The sequence below is a fragment of the Ectopseudomonas composti genome, from assembly GCF_001567565.1.
GTDB classification, from domain to species: domain Bacteria; phylum Pseudomonadota; class Gammaproteobacteria; order Pseudomonadales; family Pseudomonadaceae; genus Aquipseudomonas; species Aquipseudomonas composti_A.
Genome location: NZ_LSSW01000033.1, coordinates 110,974 through 126,149 on the forward strand (window position 1 = coordinate 110,974; position 15,176 = coordinate 126,149).

The 15,176-nt window shown below is 64.6% G+C and carries 14 protein-coding genes; 3 read left to right on the forward strand and 11 right to left on the reverse strand.

Annotation, left to right across the window (positions count from 1 at the left end):
- Window positions 1–56 precede the first annotated feature (56 nt).
- Window positions 57–728 carry a COG3650 family protein gene (locus PCLY_RS23895; RefSeq protein WP_061243087.1) on the reverse strand — a complete coding sequence of 224 codons (672 nt, stop codon included), beginning with the start codon at window positions 726–728 and terminating at the stop codon, window positions 57–59.
- A gap of 126 nt (window positions 729–854) precedes the next feature.
- Here PCLY_RS23895 and PCLY_RS23900 point away from each other — a divergent pair, with 126 nt between their 5' ends.
- Window positions 855–1,736: an RluA family pseudouridine synthase gene (locus PCLY_RS23900; RefSeq protein ID WP_061243089.1), complete on the forward strand. Its 882-nt coding sequence runs from the start codon at window positions 855–857 to the stop codon at window positions 1,734–1,736.
- Between the two features lie 69 nt (window positions 1,737–1,805).
- Here the strand turns inward: PCLY_RS23900 and PCLY_RS23905 are convergent, their stop codons facing one another.
- From PCLY_RS23905 to PCLY_RS23945, 9 genes are all read right to left on the reverse strand, one after another.
- Window positions 1,806–2,780: a Bug family tripartite tricarboxylate transporter substrate binding protein gene (locus PCLY_RS23905; protein WP_061243091.1), complete on the reverse strand. Its 975-nt coding sequence runs from the start codon at window positions 2,778–2,780 to the stop codon at window positions 1,806–1,808.
- Between the two features lie 105 nt (window positions 2,781–2,885).
- On the reverse strand, window positions 2,886–4,052 hold the full coding sequence (tcuB, locus tag PCLY_RS23910) for a tricarballylate utilization 4Fe-4S protein TcuB (RefSeq protein ID WP_061243300.1): 1,167 nt from the start codon (window positions 4,050–4,052) through the stop codon (window positions 2,886–2,888).
- Between the two features lie 4 nt (window positions 4,053–4,056).
- Complete coding sequence (gene tcuA, locus PCLY_RS23915) at window positions 4,057–5,511, reverse strand: FAD-dependent tricarballylate dehydrogenase TcuA (RefSeq protein ID WP_061243094.1); 1,455 nt, start codon at window positions 5,509–5,511, stop codon at window positions 4,057–4,059.
- Between the two features lie 132 nt (window positions 5,512–5,643).
- The gene (locus PCLY_RS23920; protein WP_061243099.1) at window positions 5,644–6,579 is read right to left on the reverse strand and encodes a LysR family transcriptional regulator; all 936 of its coding nucleotides are present in this window, start codon (window positions 6,577–6,579) and stop codon (window positions 5,644–5,646) included.
- Window positions 6,580–6,684: 105 nt separating this feature from the next.
- On the reverse strand, window positions 6,685–7,707 hold the full coding sequence (locus PCLY_RS23925; protein ID WP_061243101.1) for an AbrB family transcriptional regulator: 1,023 nt from the start codon (window positions 7,705–7,707) through the stop codon (window positions 6,685–6,687).
- Entirely contained in the window at window positions 7,691–9,211 is a 1,521-nt protein-coding gene (locus tag PCLY_RS23930) for a tripartite tricarboxylate transporter permease (protein WP_061243104.1), read from the reverse strand. The genes PCLY_RS23925 and PCLY_RS23930 overlap by 17 nt, the downstream gene beginning before the upstream one ends.
- A 1-nt stretch (window position 9,212) precedes the next feature.
- Window positions 9,213–9,656, reverse strand: a complete 444-nt coding sequence (locus PCLY_RS23935) for a tripartite tricarboxylate transporter TctB family protein (RefSeq protein WP_061243107.1) — start codon at window positions 9,654–9,656, stop codon at window positions 9,213–9,215.
- Window positions 9,657–9,746: 90 nt separating this feature from the next.
- Complete coding sequence (locus tag PCLY_RS23940) at window positions 9,747–10,727, reverse strand: Bug family tripartite tricarboxylate transporter substrate binding protein (RefSeq protein ID WP_061243110.1); 981 nt, start codon at window positions 10,725–10,727, stop codon at window positions 9,747–9,749.
- A gap of 32 nt (window positions 10,728–10,759) precedes the next feature.
- The gene (locus PCLY_RS23945) at window positions 10,760–12,025 is read right to left on the reverse strand and encodes an OprD family porin (RefSeq protein WP_061243303.1); all 1,266 of its coding nucleotides are present in this window, start codon (window positions 12,023–12,025) and stop codon (window positions 10,760–10,762) included.
- A 267-nt stretch (window positions 12,026–12,292) separates the two neighbouring features.
- Here PCLY_RS23945 and PCLY_RS23950 point away from each other — a divergent pair, with 267 nt between their 5' ends.
- A complete protein-coding gene (locus tag PCLY_RS23950) occupies window positions 12,293–12,964 on the forward strand; it encodes a response regulator (protein ID WP_061243305.1) in 672 nt (223 codons plus the stop codon).
- Window positions 12,961–14,358, forward strand: a complete 1,398-nt coding sequence (locus tag PCLY_RS23955; RefSeq protein ID WP_061243113.1) for a sensor histidine kinase — start codon at window positions 12,961–12,963, stop codon at window positions 14,356–14,358. The genes PCLY_RS23950 and PCLY_RS23955 overlap by 4 nt, the downstream gene beginning before the upstream one ends.
- On the opposite strand, the gene PCLY_RS23960 is transcribed toward PCLY_RS23955, so the two are convergent.
- On the reverse strand, window positions 14,341–15,096 hold the full coding sequence (locus PCLY_RS23960) for a substrate-binding periplasmic protein (protein WP_061243115.1): 756 nt from the start codon (window positions 15,094–15,096) through the stop codon (window positions 14,341–14,343). The two genes, PCLY_RS23955 and PCLY_RS23960, sit on opposite strands and share 18 nt — an antisense overlap.
- Window positions 15,097–15,176: the final 80 nt, after the last annotated feature.

Here is a 15,176-nt window from a genome sequence, read left to right on the forward strand (position 1 = left end):
TGAGGATGGTGCGCGGTGTTGGCAATTGCCGGTGCGATGCACCGGCAAGGCGAGGCTCAGTTACGCATGGAACCGAAATAGGCGCAGCCACGCAGCACCTGGCCATCGAGGCGCAGTTCGGCCGTGAGGTGATTGACCGTGCCACTCATGTCATCGATGCAGCGCTGCGGTGCGACCCATAGGTCAAGACGCTGGCCGTTGGCTTCGCTGCTGAAGCTGAGGCGGCCGTCCGGCAGCTGTTCTTCCAGGTAGGGCAGGGCCAGCGGGGGCTTTTCGGGGCGATTGAGTACCAGGCCCTTGCTGCCGACTTCCAGGTGCCAGGACGGCTCGTTGCCGCCGGCGCGCAGGGTCAGGCGCTTGAAGTTGAGGTCTTCGCAGCCATGCCCTTCGCCTTGCAGGCGATAGATCTGGCTGATCTCGAAGCGGCCATCGCTGCCTTTGGCCTGACTGCCGCCCAGGCGCCCGGCCAGGTCGGCGAACAGGCTGGCGTGGCCGTCGCTGCCGAGGCGCATGATTTCTCGTTCGACTGAGCTGTTGCCGCCGTCTACCAGTACGAAGCGGCGCTGCTCCTGGCACGGGGTGAAAACCAGCTGACCATTTTCGGCCTGGACTTGCCCTTGCAGGCGTGTCGCTGGCGGCGGGCCTTCCGGCTTGCCGGTGTAGACCTGGCAGGCAGCCAGAAGTGGGAGCAGGGCGACGCTGGTCAGCAGGGAGCGGGTGATGGACATCGGTATCTCCAAATACGAGCGGCCACCATAGCTACAGCGCGACCTTGGCTCAAGCCGTTTGCTTTGACTGGGGCCTGCGAGTGCGGCCTAATTCGCCCGTCCCAATCCGATCGAGCAGCGCCTGCAATGCCCAGCCCCATCATGCGCCCCAGCACGCTTCATTTGCCCCAAGGCGACTGGGCGACGGTACTCGATTGCCTGTGCGATCACTTCCCTGCCATCGGCCGCTCCATCTGGCTGCAGCGTATGGCGCGCGGTCGGGTGCTGGATGCGGCCGGCGCGCCCATCGATGCCACGCATCCCTATCGGGTCGGCCTCAAGGTGCGCTATTTCCGCGAGGTGCCAAACGAGACGCCGATTCCCTTCGCCGAGCAGGTGCTGTGGCAGGACGAGCACCTGCTGGTTGCGGACAAGCCGCATTTTCTGCCGGTGATGCCGGCCGGTGAGTACGTCGAGCAGACGCTGCTGGCGCGCCTGATCAAGCGCACCGGTAATCCCGACCTGGTGCCGATTCACCGCATCGACCGGCTCACCGCCGGCCTGGTGCTGTTCTCGGTCGAGCCGCGCAGTCGTGGCCAGTACCAGGCGCTGTTTCGCCAGCGTGCGGTGGAAAAGTGCTACGAGGCCATCGCTCCGGCGTTGCCGCAGCTGCAGTTTCCCTACCTGCATCGCTCGCGCATGGTCGAGGGCGAGCCGTTCTTTCGCATGCAGGAAGTCGCGGGCGAGGCCAACAGCGAAACGCGTATCGAGGTGCTGGAACGACGCGGCGAACTGTGGCGTTACGGCTTGTCGCCAGTGACCGGGCGTAAACATCAGCTGCGCGTGCATCTGGCCGGGCTCGGCGCGCCAATCGTCGGCGACGACTTCTATCCGCAGTTGCTGGAGTCGCGCAACCTGCCGGACGACTACAGCAAGCCGCTCAAGCTGCTGGCGCGCGGCCTGCGCTTCGTCGATCCGCTCAGTGGGCAAGCGCGCGAGTTCGCCAGTCAGCTGCACTTGCAGTGGTAGCTATGGCGCAGGCGGGGAGTGGGCCGTAAAAAGGCCCGCGCGAGGCGGGCCAGGCTCGAGCAGCGCAGGCTACTGAATCAGCCCGAACTCATCGGCCAGTTTTCGGTACTCGGCTACCTGCTCATGGACGAACTGCTCCAGCTCTGTGCCGGTCTTCGACAGCGGCAGCAAATCGAACTGTTCGCGCTTGGCATTGAAGCCGTCATCGGCCAGTAGCGTTTCGAAACGCTGCTGCCACCACTTGAAGTCCTCGTCACTGACTTGCGGGCCCATGTAGAAGCCTCTGACTATCGGCCAGACAACGTCGTAGCCTTGTTCCTTGGCCGTGGGAATATTGGCCATCTTTCCTGGCAGTCGCTCTTCGGCCAGCACGGCGAGAATACGAACATTGCCGGCATCGAGCTGTGCAGTCGCCTCGCCGAAGCCGCTGACGATCGCCTGAACGTGGCCGCCGAACAGGGCCGTCATGGGTTCGCCGCCTCCTTCGAAGGCCACGTACCTGAGCTTGTCAGGTGCGATGCCGGCACTGCGTGCGATCAGCGCAGCCTGCATCCAGTCCTGGCTACCGACGGTGCCACCAGCGCCGATCACCAGGTCTGACGGTGCTTCTTTGAGTCGTGCAATCAGGTCATCGAAGGTCTGCAGCGGTGAGTCACGATGAACGATAACGGCACCGTAATCCGTGCCGATGGCGGCCAGCCAGCGAACGTCATTTTCGCTGTAGCGCCCGAACTTGCCTTGCGCCAGATTCAACAGCGAACCACTCGACCAGGCGGTGATGACGCCTGCCGCTTTGGGGCGTAAGGCAACCACGGCGTTGTAAGCCACTGCGCCTATGCCGCCGGGCATGTAGGTGACGCGCATTGGAGCCTTGAGCAGGCCGGCGTCCTTCAGCCCGCTCTGCGCGAGCTTGCAGGTGATATCGAAGCCACCGCCGGGCTTTGCCGGGGCGATGCATTCCGGACGCTTGGGCTCGGCGAGCGCCATGCTGGCTGCAAGCAGACCCGAGGTCAGCAGCGCTGCGTAGGTGAGGCGATTGTTCATGCGTTCTCCTGTGGAGTTTTATTGTGGTTCAGGCTGAGACACCGCTGGCGGCGTCGGGACAACGAGCGGGCTGCACTGTGCATCCCGCCTGTATGGGGCAACCGCTCAGTCACTGCCGAGCTTGAGGTGGTCCGGCTGGCGCTTCTCGATCGCATGCTTGAGCAGCGCCGCGCTGCGGAAGATGCCGTGGGCGAACTTGCCGTAGGGCATGGTGAGGAAGAACGCCATCACCGTGCCGAGGTGGATGGCCAGCAGCACCGCCATCGCGCCGCTATCGCGCCAGGCCAGCAAGGCCAGGCCGGTCAGGCTGATCAGCAGCAGTAGCAGGATGAAGCCGCGGTCCATCGGCGCCTGGGCGCGGTCGCCATGCTCCGGGTCACGCCGATAGTTGAGCCAGAGCAGCCCGGCAGGCCCGATCACAAGGCCGATGCCGCCCAGCGTGCCGAGCAGGACCGGCAGGCTCAGCAGCGGATAGGGCGCGTGCAGGCCGAGCAGGTAGTGATAGAGCGTGGCGACACTGGTGGAGGCCAGGCACAGCATGAAGCCGTAGAAGGTGAAGTGGTGAAAGCGCCTGCGCCACAGGGTGAAGCGATCGCTGTCGTTGTTGCAGCCTTCGCCATGGCCGCCGTCGAGGTACTTGAGCTTGAGCACCGCGCCGGAGGCTTCGGCGATGGCCGCACCACTGGCCAGCGCTTGTGCGTCGGCTGGGCTGATCGCCCGCCAGAAGCGGGTGACGCCGATGGCCAGGGCGAGGATGGCGAAACCGAAGGCACCGCCGAACATCAGGGCCAGGGTGTTGTGCGGGAAGATTGCGTAGAAGTTACCGGCCAGTGGCCCGGGAAACAGTGTGCCCTTGACCAGCAACGTCAGCAGCAGGAACAGCGCCAGCGAAGCGGCCAGGGCCGCCGACAGGGTCAGGCCGTTGCGCTGGTAGAGCGTGCCCAGCTTGCCGGGCCAGGCGTATTCGACGTAAGTGTTGAGGCGCACCTTGGCCATCGCCTGCGGTACGTTCACGGCGAACTCGTGCGGCGAGGCGTACTGGCAGGCATGCAGGCAGGCGCCGCAGTTGTGGCAGAGGTTGGCCAGGTAGTGGATGTCGGCCTTGGCGAAATCCAGGCGGCGGGTCATGGCAGGAAATACCGCGCAGAACCCTTCGCAGTAACGGCAGGCGTTGCAGATATGCATCTGCCGGTCGACTTCAGCTTCGTGGACGTTGAGCAGGGGAATCAGGTCTTGCTGCGCCGCGCTCTGGCTGGCAGCGGCGACTTGTATGACTTCAGGCGATTGCACGGGACTCTCCAGCGCTTGTTGTAGTGGGGCCATGACCGGCTGCCGCAGCGGCCTGGGTGCCGGCGATGCGGCCGAAGGCGGTGCCGATGGACATGCCGACGCCCGCCGTGTAGCCCTTGCCGAGCACGTTGCCGGCCATCATTTCGCCGGCCACGAACAGGTTCGCGCTGGGCTTGCCGGCAAAGTGCACGGCGGCGCTGTCGTCGGTCTTCAGGCCGAGGTAGGTGAAGGTCACCCCCGGCTTGAGCGGGTAGCCATAGAAGGGCGGGGTGTCGATGGGGCGCGCCCAGTGGGTCTTGGCCGGCGTCACGCCTTCGGTGTGGCAGCCGTCGAGACGGGTGTGATCGAAGTCATTGCCCACGCAGGCCTGGTTGTAGGCCTCTAGAGTTTTGACGAAGGCCTCGACCGGCAGGCCGAGTTTGCTGGCGAGTTCCTCCAGGCTGTTGGCGGTAGTACCGGGAAAGACTGGCGGCATGAAGCGGCCGATGGCCTTCTGGTCGATGATCGAGAAGCCGACCTGACGCGGCTGTTGGGCCACCAGCCGGCCCCAGATGGCGTAGCGCTTGGGCCAGAAATCCTCGCCTTCGTCGTAGAAGCGCTCGCCCTCGCAGTTGACCACCACGCCCAGCGATACGCAGTCGATACGGGTGCAGATACCACCGTCGTAGAGCGGGGCGCGAGCGTCGATGGCGACCATGTGCGCCTGGGTCGGATCGCCGATGGTCTCGGCGCCGGCATCGATCAGGCGACGCAACAGCACGCCGTTGTTGAAACGGGTGCCACGGATCAGGAAGTTGTCCGCCGGGTATTCGCCGCGTTCGTTGACGCCCCAGGCTTCGCGCAGCCACTGCCGGTTGGACTCGAAACCGCCCGCGGCCAGCACGCAGGTGCGCGCTTCGATGCGCTCGGCCGGGCAGTGCTTGCCCTCGACTTCTCGTGCTGGAATGTGCGCCGCGACGAAGCGGTCGCCGTCGAGCTCGATGTCATCGACCGGCGCGTCGTAACGAATCTGTACGCCGAGGCGTTCGGCGCTGCGGTAGTAGGCGTTGACCAGCGCCTTGCCGCCTCCCATGAAGAAGGCGTTGGTGCGCGCCACGTGCAGGGCTCCGGACAGCGGCGGCTGGAAGTGCACGCCATGGCTGCGCATCCAGTCGCGGCAGTTGGACGAAGCGCGGATGACCAGACGCGCCAGGTGCTCGTCGGTCTGCCCGCCGGTCACCTTGAGCAGGTCTTGCCAGAATTCTTCTTCGGGGTAGGCCTCGACCAGCACGTCCTGCGGGGTGTCGTGCATGCAGCGCAGGTTGCGGGTGTGCTGCGAGTTGCCGCCGCGCCACTGGCGCGGAGCGCCTTCGAGCAGCATGACGCTGGCCCCCGCTTCACGCGCCATCAGCGCCGCGCACAAGGCGGCGTTGCCACCACCTATCACCAGAACATCGATCATCTCGTCTCCTCGTTTGCAGAGGAGCACTACGTGAAAGCCCCTCTGTGGCTGGGGACTTTAAGAGGCGGCTATGGGGCCCGAAAGGCCAGGAACGCCGGGGGGTGTTCAGTATTTCTAAACACCGCGGCGAGCTCAGGCGTCGTGTTCGTCCAGCAGATGAGCGCCTGGCCAGCGGCCGTTGGCGACCAGCTCGCGAGTGGTCTCCAGAATCGCCACGCGTGCGGCCAGCGCTGCCGGGGACAGTTCATCGTCGGGCAGGGACACCAGCAGATTGCGCCGGCCGGCATGGGCATCGGCGATCTGCACCACGTGCAGGCCCTGTTCGCCGGCTCTGGCGGCCACGGCGCCTGGCTGGATGGTAGCGGCGTAACCGGCCTTGACCGTCTCCATCAGCAGCGCCAGACCGTCGACATTCATCACCACGCTGGGTTCGCAGCGCGAGTGGGTGAAGGCGTTGTTGATGGTGCTGCGCAAGCCGTGCTGGTCGCTCGGCAGCACCAGTGGCACCTGCGTCAGCTCGGCGAGCGTGACGCTGTCGCCGCTGGGCACACCCGGCAGGCCGCTGGGCGAGATCAGGAACAGCTTCTCGTCGAGCAGCGGCCTGACACGGTAGCGCCTGCCCGGGTCGCTGTGAAAGAGGATGGCCAGATCCAGCTGGCGTGCCTGCAACTGGCTGCTCAGGTAGCCAGAGAGCATTTCCACCATGTGCAGCTGGATGTTCGGGTAGCGCTGGCGCATCACCGCGATCAGCGGCAAGGCCAGAACCGAAGAGGTGCTGGGCGCGAAGCCCAGACTCACGTAACCACTCATGCGCTCTCGCTGCGCGGCCTGGGCGGCGTTTTCCGCCTGGCGCAGGGTGAGCTGGGCATGATGCTGGAAGGCGATGCCGGCGGGGGTGGGTGAAACACCGATGCTGCTGCGCGTCAGCAGCCGGGTGCTGAGTTCGTTTTCCAGCTTGCTGATCTGCTGGCTCAGTGCCGAGGTGCCGACGTTCAGCTCCAGAGCCGCACGGCCCAGGCTGCCGTGTTCGACCACCTTGAGAAAGTAACGCAGTTGTCTGAGCTCCATCGCCTGTCCGTCCTCGCTGGGGGAGTGCCGAGGATAGTGGCCTGGCCCGGGAAGGAAAGAGTCGAATGCGTGTCAGGGGCAAAAAAAAAGCCCGCACAAGGCGGGCTAAGCGTGGTTCTTGCACCAGAGCTTGAATAAGGGTTCGGCGAGAAACATCACCAGGAACAGTCTGAGCACCTGCAATGCCGTGACCAGCGCCACCGAAAGCTGAAGCGCCTCAGCAGTCAGGCACAGTTCGGTGATGCCGCCGGGCATCATGCCGAGCATCAGTGACAGGTGATCTTCGCCGGCCAGCCAGCCGAGCACCTCGCCCAGCAGGGCGGCGGTGAGCATGGCCAGCAGGGTGAAGGCCAGGACGCGGGCGAGAAAACCCGGCGCACTGCGGAAGAAGGCCCGGTCGAAATGGCAGCCCAGAGCGCAGCCGATCAGCCACTGGCCGAACTGGCCCAGGCCTGCCGGCAGGCCCAGGTGCAGATCGAAACTGGCGCTGGCCACCGCGCTGGCGACCAGCGGGCCGAGCATCCAGGGATTGGGCTGTTTCAGCCGTCCCCAGAGCAGGGCCAGCAAGGCGCCGGCAGCCAGCAGGCCTGCGAGCCAGGCCAAGTCCACTGGCGCGCGCGCCGGAGCGGGAACGTCCGGCAGGCTCCAGGTGAAGATGGCCGGGATCAGCAGCACCACCAGCAGTAGACGCAGGCTGTGCGCGGCAGCCACACGGGCTGGTTGGGCATCGTGGCGCAGCGCCAGGTTGACCATCTCGCTGGCACCGCCAGGCATGCTGGCGAAGAAGGCCGTGGCGCGGTCGACACCGCTGCGGCGCAGGATGGCAATACCGATCAGGCTGAGCAGGGTAGTGCCGATGGCACCCATGACGATGACCGGGAAATGGCTGATGACCTGTTCCAGCACCTCGCTGGTGAAGTGCAGGCCGATCCCGGTTGCAACCAGCCACTGGCCGGCCTTGCGCCCGCCCGGCAGTTCACTGAAGGCGCGGTTGGTCAGGCAGCGCACGAGGATCACCGCCAGCAAGGAGCCGACCATCCACGGCAAAGGCCAGCCGGCGAGGCTGGCCAGGTAACCGCCGACCGCACCGGTCAGCGGCGTTACCCATAGATCACGCGGCAGGGGCATCAGCCTGTGCCTTGATCTGCTTGCGTCGACGCATCCAGCGGATGCCCGGCAGGGCCAGCATCAGTACAACAAGTGCCCACAGTACCAGGGTGATCGGGCTGCCCCACAGGATGCTCAGGTCACCGGCGGAGATAGACAGGGCGCGACGCAGGTTGTCCTCCATCATTTCACCCAGTACGAAGCCGAGGATCACTGCCGAAAGCGGGAAGTCCAGCTTGCGCAAGATATAGCCGAACACACCCAGGGCGATCATCAGGACCAGGTCGAAGGTGGTGCTGTGCACTGCATAGACACCGACCATGCTGATCACGGTGATGGCAGGTACCAGCACCCAGTTCGGCACGCTGAGCATGCGCGAGAACAGGCCGACCAGCGGGATGTTCATCACCAGCAGGATGACGTTGCCGATGAACAGCGAGGCGATCAGGCCCCAGACCACGTCGGGCTGCTGTTCGAACAGCAGCGGGCCGGGCGTGATGTTGTACAGGGTCAGTGCACCGATCATCACTGCCGTGGTGCCCGAACCGGGTACACCAAGGGTCAGCATCGGGATCAGCGAGCCACAGGCCGAGGCGTTGTTGGCCGACTCGGGAGCGGCCAGGCCGCGCAGGTCGCCCTCGCCGAACTTGCCGCTGTCACCCGCCAGGCGTTTTTCGGTCATGTAGGTCATGGCGCTGGCGATGGTCGCGCCGGCACCCGGCAGGACGCCGATGACGAAGCCGGCGACCGAGCTGCGGATCATGGTCCAGAAGGTGAAGCAGTATTCCTTGAAGTTGAACAGCACACGGCCGCTCGCCTTCACGGCTTTCTGGCCGTTGTGGGTGTTTTCCAGCATCAGGAGGATTTCGCTGACGCTGAAGAAGCCGATCACCACGATGACGAACTGGATGCCATCGGACAGGCTGACGCTGTCGAAGGTGAAGCGATACACGCCGGTGGTCGAGTCCACGCCGACCGTGGCCAGGGCCAGGCCGATCAGTGCCGAGAGCAGGGTCTTGACCGGCTTGTCGCCGACCATGCCGCCCAGGCAGGCGATGGCGAAGATCATCAGCACGAAGTATTCGGCCGGACCGAAGGCCACTGCCCATTTCGCCAGGATTGGCGCGAACAGCACCACACCGCAGGTGGCAATGATACTGCCGGTGAAGGAACTCACGGCCGACAGCGACAGGGCGATACCCGCCTTGCCCTGACGTGCCAGCGGGTAGCCGTCGAGGGTGGTCATCACCGCAGCAGCATCGCCAGGTACGTTGAGCAGGATGGCGGAAATACGGCCACCGTACTCGCAACCCAGATACACCGCGGCGAGCAGAATCAGTGCGGTTTCCGGTGGCAGGCCAAGGGCGAAGGCCAATGGCAGCAGCAGGGCAACGCCGTTGATCGGGCCCAGGCCCGGCAGCAGGCCGACGATGGTGCCAACGAAGGCACCGAACAATGCAACCAGCAGGTTGGTCGGCCGGGTGGCGACGTCAAAACCCTGCATCAGAAAATGTAATGTATCCATCTCAGCTCTCCACCAACGCTTCGAACACGCCCAGTGGCAGCGGAACGTCTAGCGCATAATCAAACAATGCATACAGCAGTACGCCCATCAGGACGCCGCTAATCAGGCACGGCAGCACACGACCCGTGAACAGCAGACCGAGGACGAAGGTGGCCAGCGCGGTGCTCAGGACGAAGCCCAGGGGCTCGAAGAGAAAGGCGTAAGCCAGCAGGGTGAGGATGCACAAGCCTGCACGCTGCAGCGCTTGGCGGCTGAGCGCCTCAGTCTGCGGACCCGGCTTGAACACCAGCCAGGCGGAACCGGCAGCCATCAGTGCCAGCAGCAGTAGCGGGTAGGCCCTGGGGCCGACAGGGTCGTAGGCGAAGGGGGCCTGGAAGCCCCAGGCGATGACTGCGAGACAGGCGCACAGCAGCAACCAGATCGCAGCGAACAGGCGAACGTACATAACAGTGGTCTCTTGCGTTGGGACAGGATCGAGCGGCGAGGCGCTCAACTACAGGTTCGGCGTTGGGCGACGCCGAACCTGTCGATGCAGTTATTCCTGCATCAGGCCGAATTCACCGGCCAGGGCCTTGTACTCAGCAACCTGCTTGTGAACCAGGGCATCGAGCTCATCACCCGTAACCGACAGTGGCAGCAGGTCACGCTGTTCACGCAGCTTGGCGAACTCTTCGCTGGCCAGCAGGGTGTCGAACTGCTGTTTCCACCAGTTGAACTGCTCGTCGCTGACTTCCGGGCCCATGTAGAAGCCACGGATTACCGGCCAGCTGATGTCGTAGCCCTGCTCCTTGGCAGTGGGGATGTCGGCCAGCTTGCCCGGTAGACGCTCGTCGGACAGCACGGCGAGGATGCGCACTTTCTTCGCTTCCAGCTGCGGGGTGACTTCGCCCAGGCCACTGCTGGTGACCTGGACATGGCCGCCGAGCATGGCAGTGAGGGTTTCGCCGCCGCCTTCGAAGGCGACATAACGCAGGTTTTTCGGGTCGATACCGGCCAGGCGAGCGATCAGCGCGGTCTGCATCCAGTCCTGGCCACCGATGGTGGCGCCAGCGCCGAAGACGATGCTGGACGGATCTTTTTTCAGCGCCTGAACCAGGTCGTCGAGGTTCTTGTACGGAGAGTCTGCGCGCACGGTGATCGCGCCGTAGTCGGTACCGACCGCAGCCAGCCAGCGCACTGCGTTCTCGTCATAGCGACCGAACTTGCCCTGGGCCAGGTTCAGCAGCGAGCCGCTGGAGAAAGCGGTGATGGTGCCCGGATCCTTGGCGCGCTGGGCGACCACGGCGTTGTAGGCCACGGCGCCAACGCCACCGGGCATGTAGGTGACGCGCATCGGCGCCTTGAGCAGGCCTTCATCCTTGAGACCACTCTGGGCCAGCTTGCAGGTCAGGTCGAAACCACCACCGGGTTTGGCCGGGGCGATGCATTCGGGGCGCTTGGGTTCGGCAGCCATCAGTTGGCTGGCGAAGGCCAGGCAGGCAGTCGCCAATGCGGCGCGAGTCAGTACGGATTTCATGATCAGTGATTCCTCGTGAGTCTTGTTGTTGTTTACCAAATCGGCAGGGTGTAGCCGACGATTACACGGTTCTCGTCCGCGTCGCGGGCGAAGTCGGAGCGGAAGCTGGCGTTGCGCACACGTACGTAAAGGTCCTTGAGCGGGCCGTTCTGCACGACGTACTTGAACTCGATGTCACGTTCCCATTCGCCGCCACGGTCATCGGAGCCGGCGACGCGAGCATCGTCACCGCGAATGTAGCGGGTCATGAAGGTCAGCCCGGGAACACCGATGCTGGCGAAGTTGTAATCATAGCGGGCCTGCCAGGAGCGCTCGTCGGCGTTGGCGAAGTCATTGATCTGCACGAAGTTGGCCAGGAACGGGTCGCTGCCATCGATGTAGGCAAAGCCGGTGTCGCCGCTCATGTCCTGGAACCCCAGGCCGAACTTGTGCGCGCCCAGGCCGTAGCTGACCATGCCGTTGATGGCGCGGTTGTCGACCTTGCCGGCCTTGGCAGCACCGCTGTCGCGGCTGTAGATCAGGCGCAGGTCGCTGCTCAGGGTACCGGGGCCGATCTTGTGGCTGGTGAGCAGGCCGAGGAAGTGCTGGCGATAGATGTCGTCAAGGTCGGCGAAGTAGTAACGGCCGGTGAGACCGGGGGCGAACTTGTAGTCGACACCGGCCAGATCGAGGTGGTCAGCCTGGATGCCACCGGCAAAGCGGCGGTTCTTGCTGTTGAGCACCAAGTCTTCTTCGTCGGTCGAGGCGCGGTCGATGACCTTGTCCAGACGACCGCCAGTGAAGGTCAGACCTTCCAGCTCGGAGGAGGTCAGCAGCCCCCCTTCGAAGACTTGCGGCAGCAGGCGACTGTCGCTGGCCTTGACCACCGGCAGCTCGGGAACATGCGAGCCATAGCGGAACTCGGTGGCGGAGACCTTGACCTTGGCCGTCAGACCTACGCGGCCGAATTCGTCGGCGGAGCGACCGTCGTCATGCACGGGCAGCAGGTCGGTGCCAGTGCGGCCGCGGCCGGAGTCGAGCTTGAGGCCGAGCAGGCCCATGGCGTCCAGGCCGAAGCCGACGGTTCCTTCGGTGAAGCCGGACTGCAGATCGAGGCGAAAACCCTGGCCCCATTCTTCGCGCTTGTTCTGACCGTCGAACTGACGGAAGTCGCGATTCAGGTAGATATTGGTGGCAGTCAGGCTGGCTGTGCTGTCTTCGATGAAGGCGGCGTTGGCAAGAGGGGCAGCGCCGATAGCGGCGATTGCCAGGCAGAGCAGGCGGACAGGCGGCAGGGCCTGGCGTGAGGCTGCGAGCATCATGTGGTCTCCGTTTTTGTTCTTGTCGCCACTTGGCACCACTGCCAAGTCGCTTGAGCAGGTGGATCGAGCCACCTTGCAATGATGCTATGAGCGCAAGCTTTCACTAGGCTTTCATGGGCGAAAGAATTTCACGGCGCTATTCGCGGCGTTTTGACGAGGCGGGCGAGGCCGTGTGAATTCGCTGCTTTGGCAATTGGGCAATTCACAGCGGCTGCCGGGGCGCTACACTGCGCGCCTTTGACGATGCTGCAGTTGGAGGTAGTGGTGCGGATTCTGCTGGTCGAAGACCATCCGCAATTGGCGGAAAGCGTGGCCCAGGCGCTGAAAGGCGCCGGTTGGACCGTGGACGTTCTGCACGACGGCGTTGCCGCTGACCTTGCGCTTTGCAGCGAAGAGTACGCCTTGGCAATCCTCGATATCGGTCTGCCGCGTCTGGACGGTTTCGCGGTGCTGTCACGTCTGCGTGGCCGTGGCCAGACTCTGCCTGTGCTGATGTTGACTGCGCGCGGCGAGGTCAAGGATCGCGTGCATGGCCTCAACCTCGGCGCCGATGACTATCTGGCCAAGCCCTTCGAGTTGACCGAGCTTGAGGCGCGGGTCAAGGCGCTGTTGCGGCGTAGCGTGCTCGGGGGGGAGCAACTGCAGCGCTGTGGCGATCTGGTCTACGACCTTGGCGCGCGCCGCTTCAGCCTCAAGGGTGACGCGCTCAGCCTGACCGCGCGTGAGCAGGCCGTGCTGGAGGCGATGATCGCCAGGCCGGGCAGGGTGATGAGCAAGGAGCAGCTGGCGGCGCAGGTATTTGGTCTGGACGAGGATGCCAGTCCGGACGCCATCGAGATCTACATCCATCGCTTGCGCAAGAAACTCGAGGGCAATGCAGTACGCATCGTCACGTTTCGCGGCTTGGGCTACCTGCTGGAGGCCGTCGAGGCATGAGTCGTGGCGTCAGCTTGCGCGGGCGTTTGCTGCGACGCCTGGCCCTGCTGCTGTCGCTGATCCTGCTGCTGAGCAGTATCAGCGCCTACTGGAGTGCGCGTCGCGCAGCCGACACCGCCTATGACCGTACGCTGCTGGCGTCGGCGCGGGCGGTCGCCGACGGTCTATACGCCGAGGACGGCCGGCTGCGCGCCAATGTTCCCTACGTGGCACTGGATACCTTCGCGTACGACAGTGCCGGGCGCATCTACTACCAAGTGCTCGACCCGCAGGGCAATCAGGTTTCCGGTTACGAGGATCTGCCGCCGCCGCCGCCGGGCACGCCACGCACCGATGATTATCCGGCGCTGGCGCACTTCTACGATGCCGAGTACCGCAATCAGGGCATACGCGTGGTCAGCTTTCTGCAGCCAGTCAGTGATCCACAGCTCAACGGTATTGCCGAAATCCGCGTGGCGGAAACGCAGGGCGCGCGCGAGCGGATGGCCCGTGAACTGTTGATTGGCACCCTGTGGCGCATGGGCCTGCTGTCGGTCAGCGCGCTGCTGCTGGTGTGGCTGGCCGTGAACCTGGCCTTGCGGCCGCTGGAGGCATTGCGCCGGGAGGTGGCCGAGCGGGCCAGCGACGATCTGCAGCCGCTGCCGGACGGCGATCTGCCCCGTGAGGTGCTGCCGCTGGTGGCAACGCTGAACCAGTTCAACGAGCGCTTGCAGGGGTTGTTCGAGCGCCAGTCGCAGTTCATCGCCGATGCGGCGCATGAGTTGCGTACGCCGCTGGCAGCGCTCAAGGCTCGTATCGCTCTGGGCTTGCGCGCCGAACAGCCCGAGGAGTGGCGCAGCACCTTGGAGCAGGTGGCGCAGCAGGGCGATCGGCTGACGTCGCTGGCCAACCAATTGCTGTCCCTGGCGCGTATCGAGAGCGGTGCGCGAGCTATCACCGAGGGCGGCGCGCAGCGTATCGATCTCAGCTTGCTGGCGCGTGAGCTGGGTCTGGCCATGGCCCCTCTGGCCCATGCCCGTGGTGTCGCACTGGCGCTGGAGGCTGATCAGCCGGTCTGGATCGACGGCGAGCCGACGCTACTCAACGAACTGCTGAATAACCTGCTGGACAACGCGTTGGCGCACACGCCGGCCGGCGGCAATCTGGTTATCCGCGTCCTGGCTCCGGCGTTGCTGGAGGTCGAGGACGATGGGCCGGGGATTCCTGAGGCCGAGCACGAGAAAGTCTTCGAGCGTTTCTACCGGCGCAGCAACCTGGGCAGTGGTGCGGGCCTGGGCCTGGCCATCGTTGGCGAGATCTGTCGTGCTCATCAGGCTCGGGTCAGCCTGCATCAGGTGCAGCCGCATGGTCTGCGGGTGCGTGTCGAGTTTCCGCCTTCAGTGGTTGAGGCTTAGCGGCTGCTGAATTTCCAGCAGGTACTGGGACAGCTTGCCGCTTTCGCGCAGCTGGCGCAGGCCGCGATTGAAACGCTGCATCAGTTCGGCATTGCCGGCTACCTGGCGCGACAGCAGCAGGTGTAGGCTGTCGCTGCGCAGGGGCGTGCGGTGAAAACTCAGGCGCTGGCGCTCGGCGGCGCTGAATTTCTGATAGAGCAGGTCGAAGCCCACCACCTTGTCCACGGGAAACAGGTCGATACGCCCGGCCAGCAGTTGGCGTAAGCCCTGCTCGTCGCCATTGAGGCGCGTGACCTTGAGTTCGCCGGCGGCTTCGGCGCGTTGGAACGCCTCGCCGTAGTCATAACCACGCGTACCGGCGATGCGCAGGTCACGCAGATCCTCGACAGTGTTCCAGTCAAAGGCATCAGCCTTGCGGTGAAACAGGTAGTAACCGCTTTCGACTACCGGCTCGCTGATATGAAAGCGCTGCTCGCGCTCGGGGTTGGCCAGCCAGACGGCGCTGCCGTCGCGCTGGCCTTGCTCGGCCATCTTCAGTGAACGTGCCCAGGGGTGAAATTCCCATTGCACGTCTATTCCCTGCAGTGCAAACGCCTCGACCACGATGCGCGAGGCCACGCCATGGTGGGGCAGGGTTTCACCGAGGTAGGGTGGCCACTCGCCGTTGGTCAGGCGTACCTGTTCGGCGGCCTGGGCGCTGCCGAACAACAGGGCGAGCAGGAGAAATGCATGACGCATGGCTCTACGTCCTTGAGCGAATGACTCGAGTGTAGAGGCATTTTGTGACCTGCATCCCTGTAGATCACCCTTCGGGCCGT

Excerpts from the sequence above, each read along its gene's own strand:
- PCLY_RS23960 (WP_061243115.1), bottom strand. The coding sequence starts at position 15,096 with ATGCGTCATGCATTTCTCCTGCTCGCCCTGTTGTTCGGCAGCGCCCAG.
- PCLY_RS23930 (WP_061243104.1), bottom strand. The coding sequence starts at position 9,211 with ATGGATACATTACATTTTCTGATGCAGGGTTTTGACGTCGCCACCCGG.
- PCLY_RS23895 (WP_061243087.1), bottom strand. The coding sequence starts at position 728 with ATGTCCATCACCCGCTCCCTGCTGACCAGCGTCGCCCTGCTCCCACTT.
- PCLY_RS23905 (WP_061243091.1), bottom strand. The coding sequence starts at position 2,780 with ATGAACAATCGCCTCACCTACGCAGCGCTGCTGACCTCGGGTCTGCTT.
- PCLY_RS23945 (WP_061243303.1), bottom strand. The coding sequence starts at position 12,025 with ATGCTCGCAGCCTCACGCCAGGCCCTGCCGCCTGTCCGCCTGCTCTGC.
- PCLY_RS23900 (WP_061243089.1), top strand. The coding sequence starts at position 855 with ATGCCCAGCCCCATCATGCGCCCCAGCACGCTTCATTTGCCCCAAGGC.
- PCLY_RS23935 (WP_061243107.1), bottom strand. The coding sequence starts at position 9,656 with ATGTACGTTCGCCTGTTCGCTGCGATCTGGTTGCTGCTGTGCGCCTGT.
- PCLY_RS23955 (WP_061243113.1), top strand. The coding sequence starts at position 12,961 with ATGAGTCGTGGCGTCAGCTTGCGCGGGCGTTTGCTGCGACGCCTGGCC.
- PCLY_RS23925 (WP_061243101.1), bottom strand. The coding sequence starts at position 7,707 with ATGCCCCTGCCGCGTGATCTATGGGTAACGCCGCTGACCGGTGCGGTC.
- PCLY_RS23920 (WP_061243099.1), bottom strand. The coding sequence starts at position 6,579 with ATGGAGCTCAGACAACTGCGTTACTTTCTCAAGGTGGTCGAACACGGC.
- PCLY_RS23940 (WP_061243110.1), bottom strand. The coding sequence starts at position 10,727 with ATGAAATCCGTACTGACTCGCGCCGCATTGGCGACTGCCTGCCTGGCC.
- tcuA (WP_061243094.1), bottom strand. The coding sequence starts at position 5,511 with ATGATCGATGTTCTGGTGATAGGTGGTGGCAACGCCGCCTTGTGCGCG.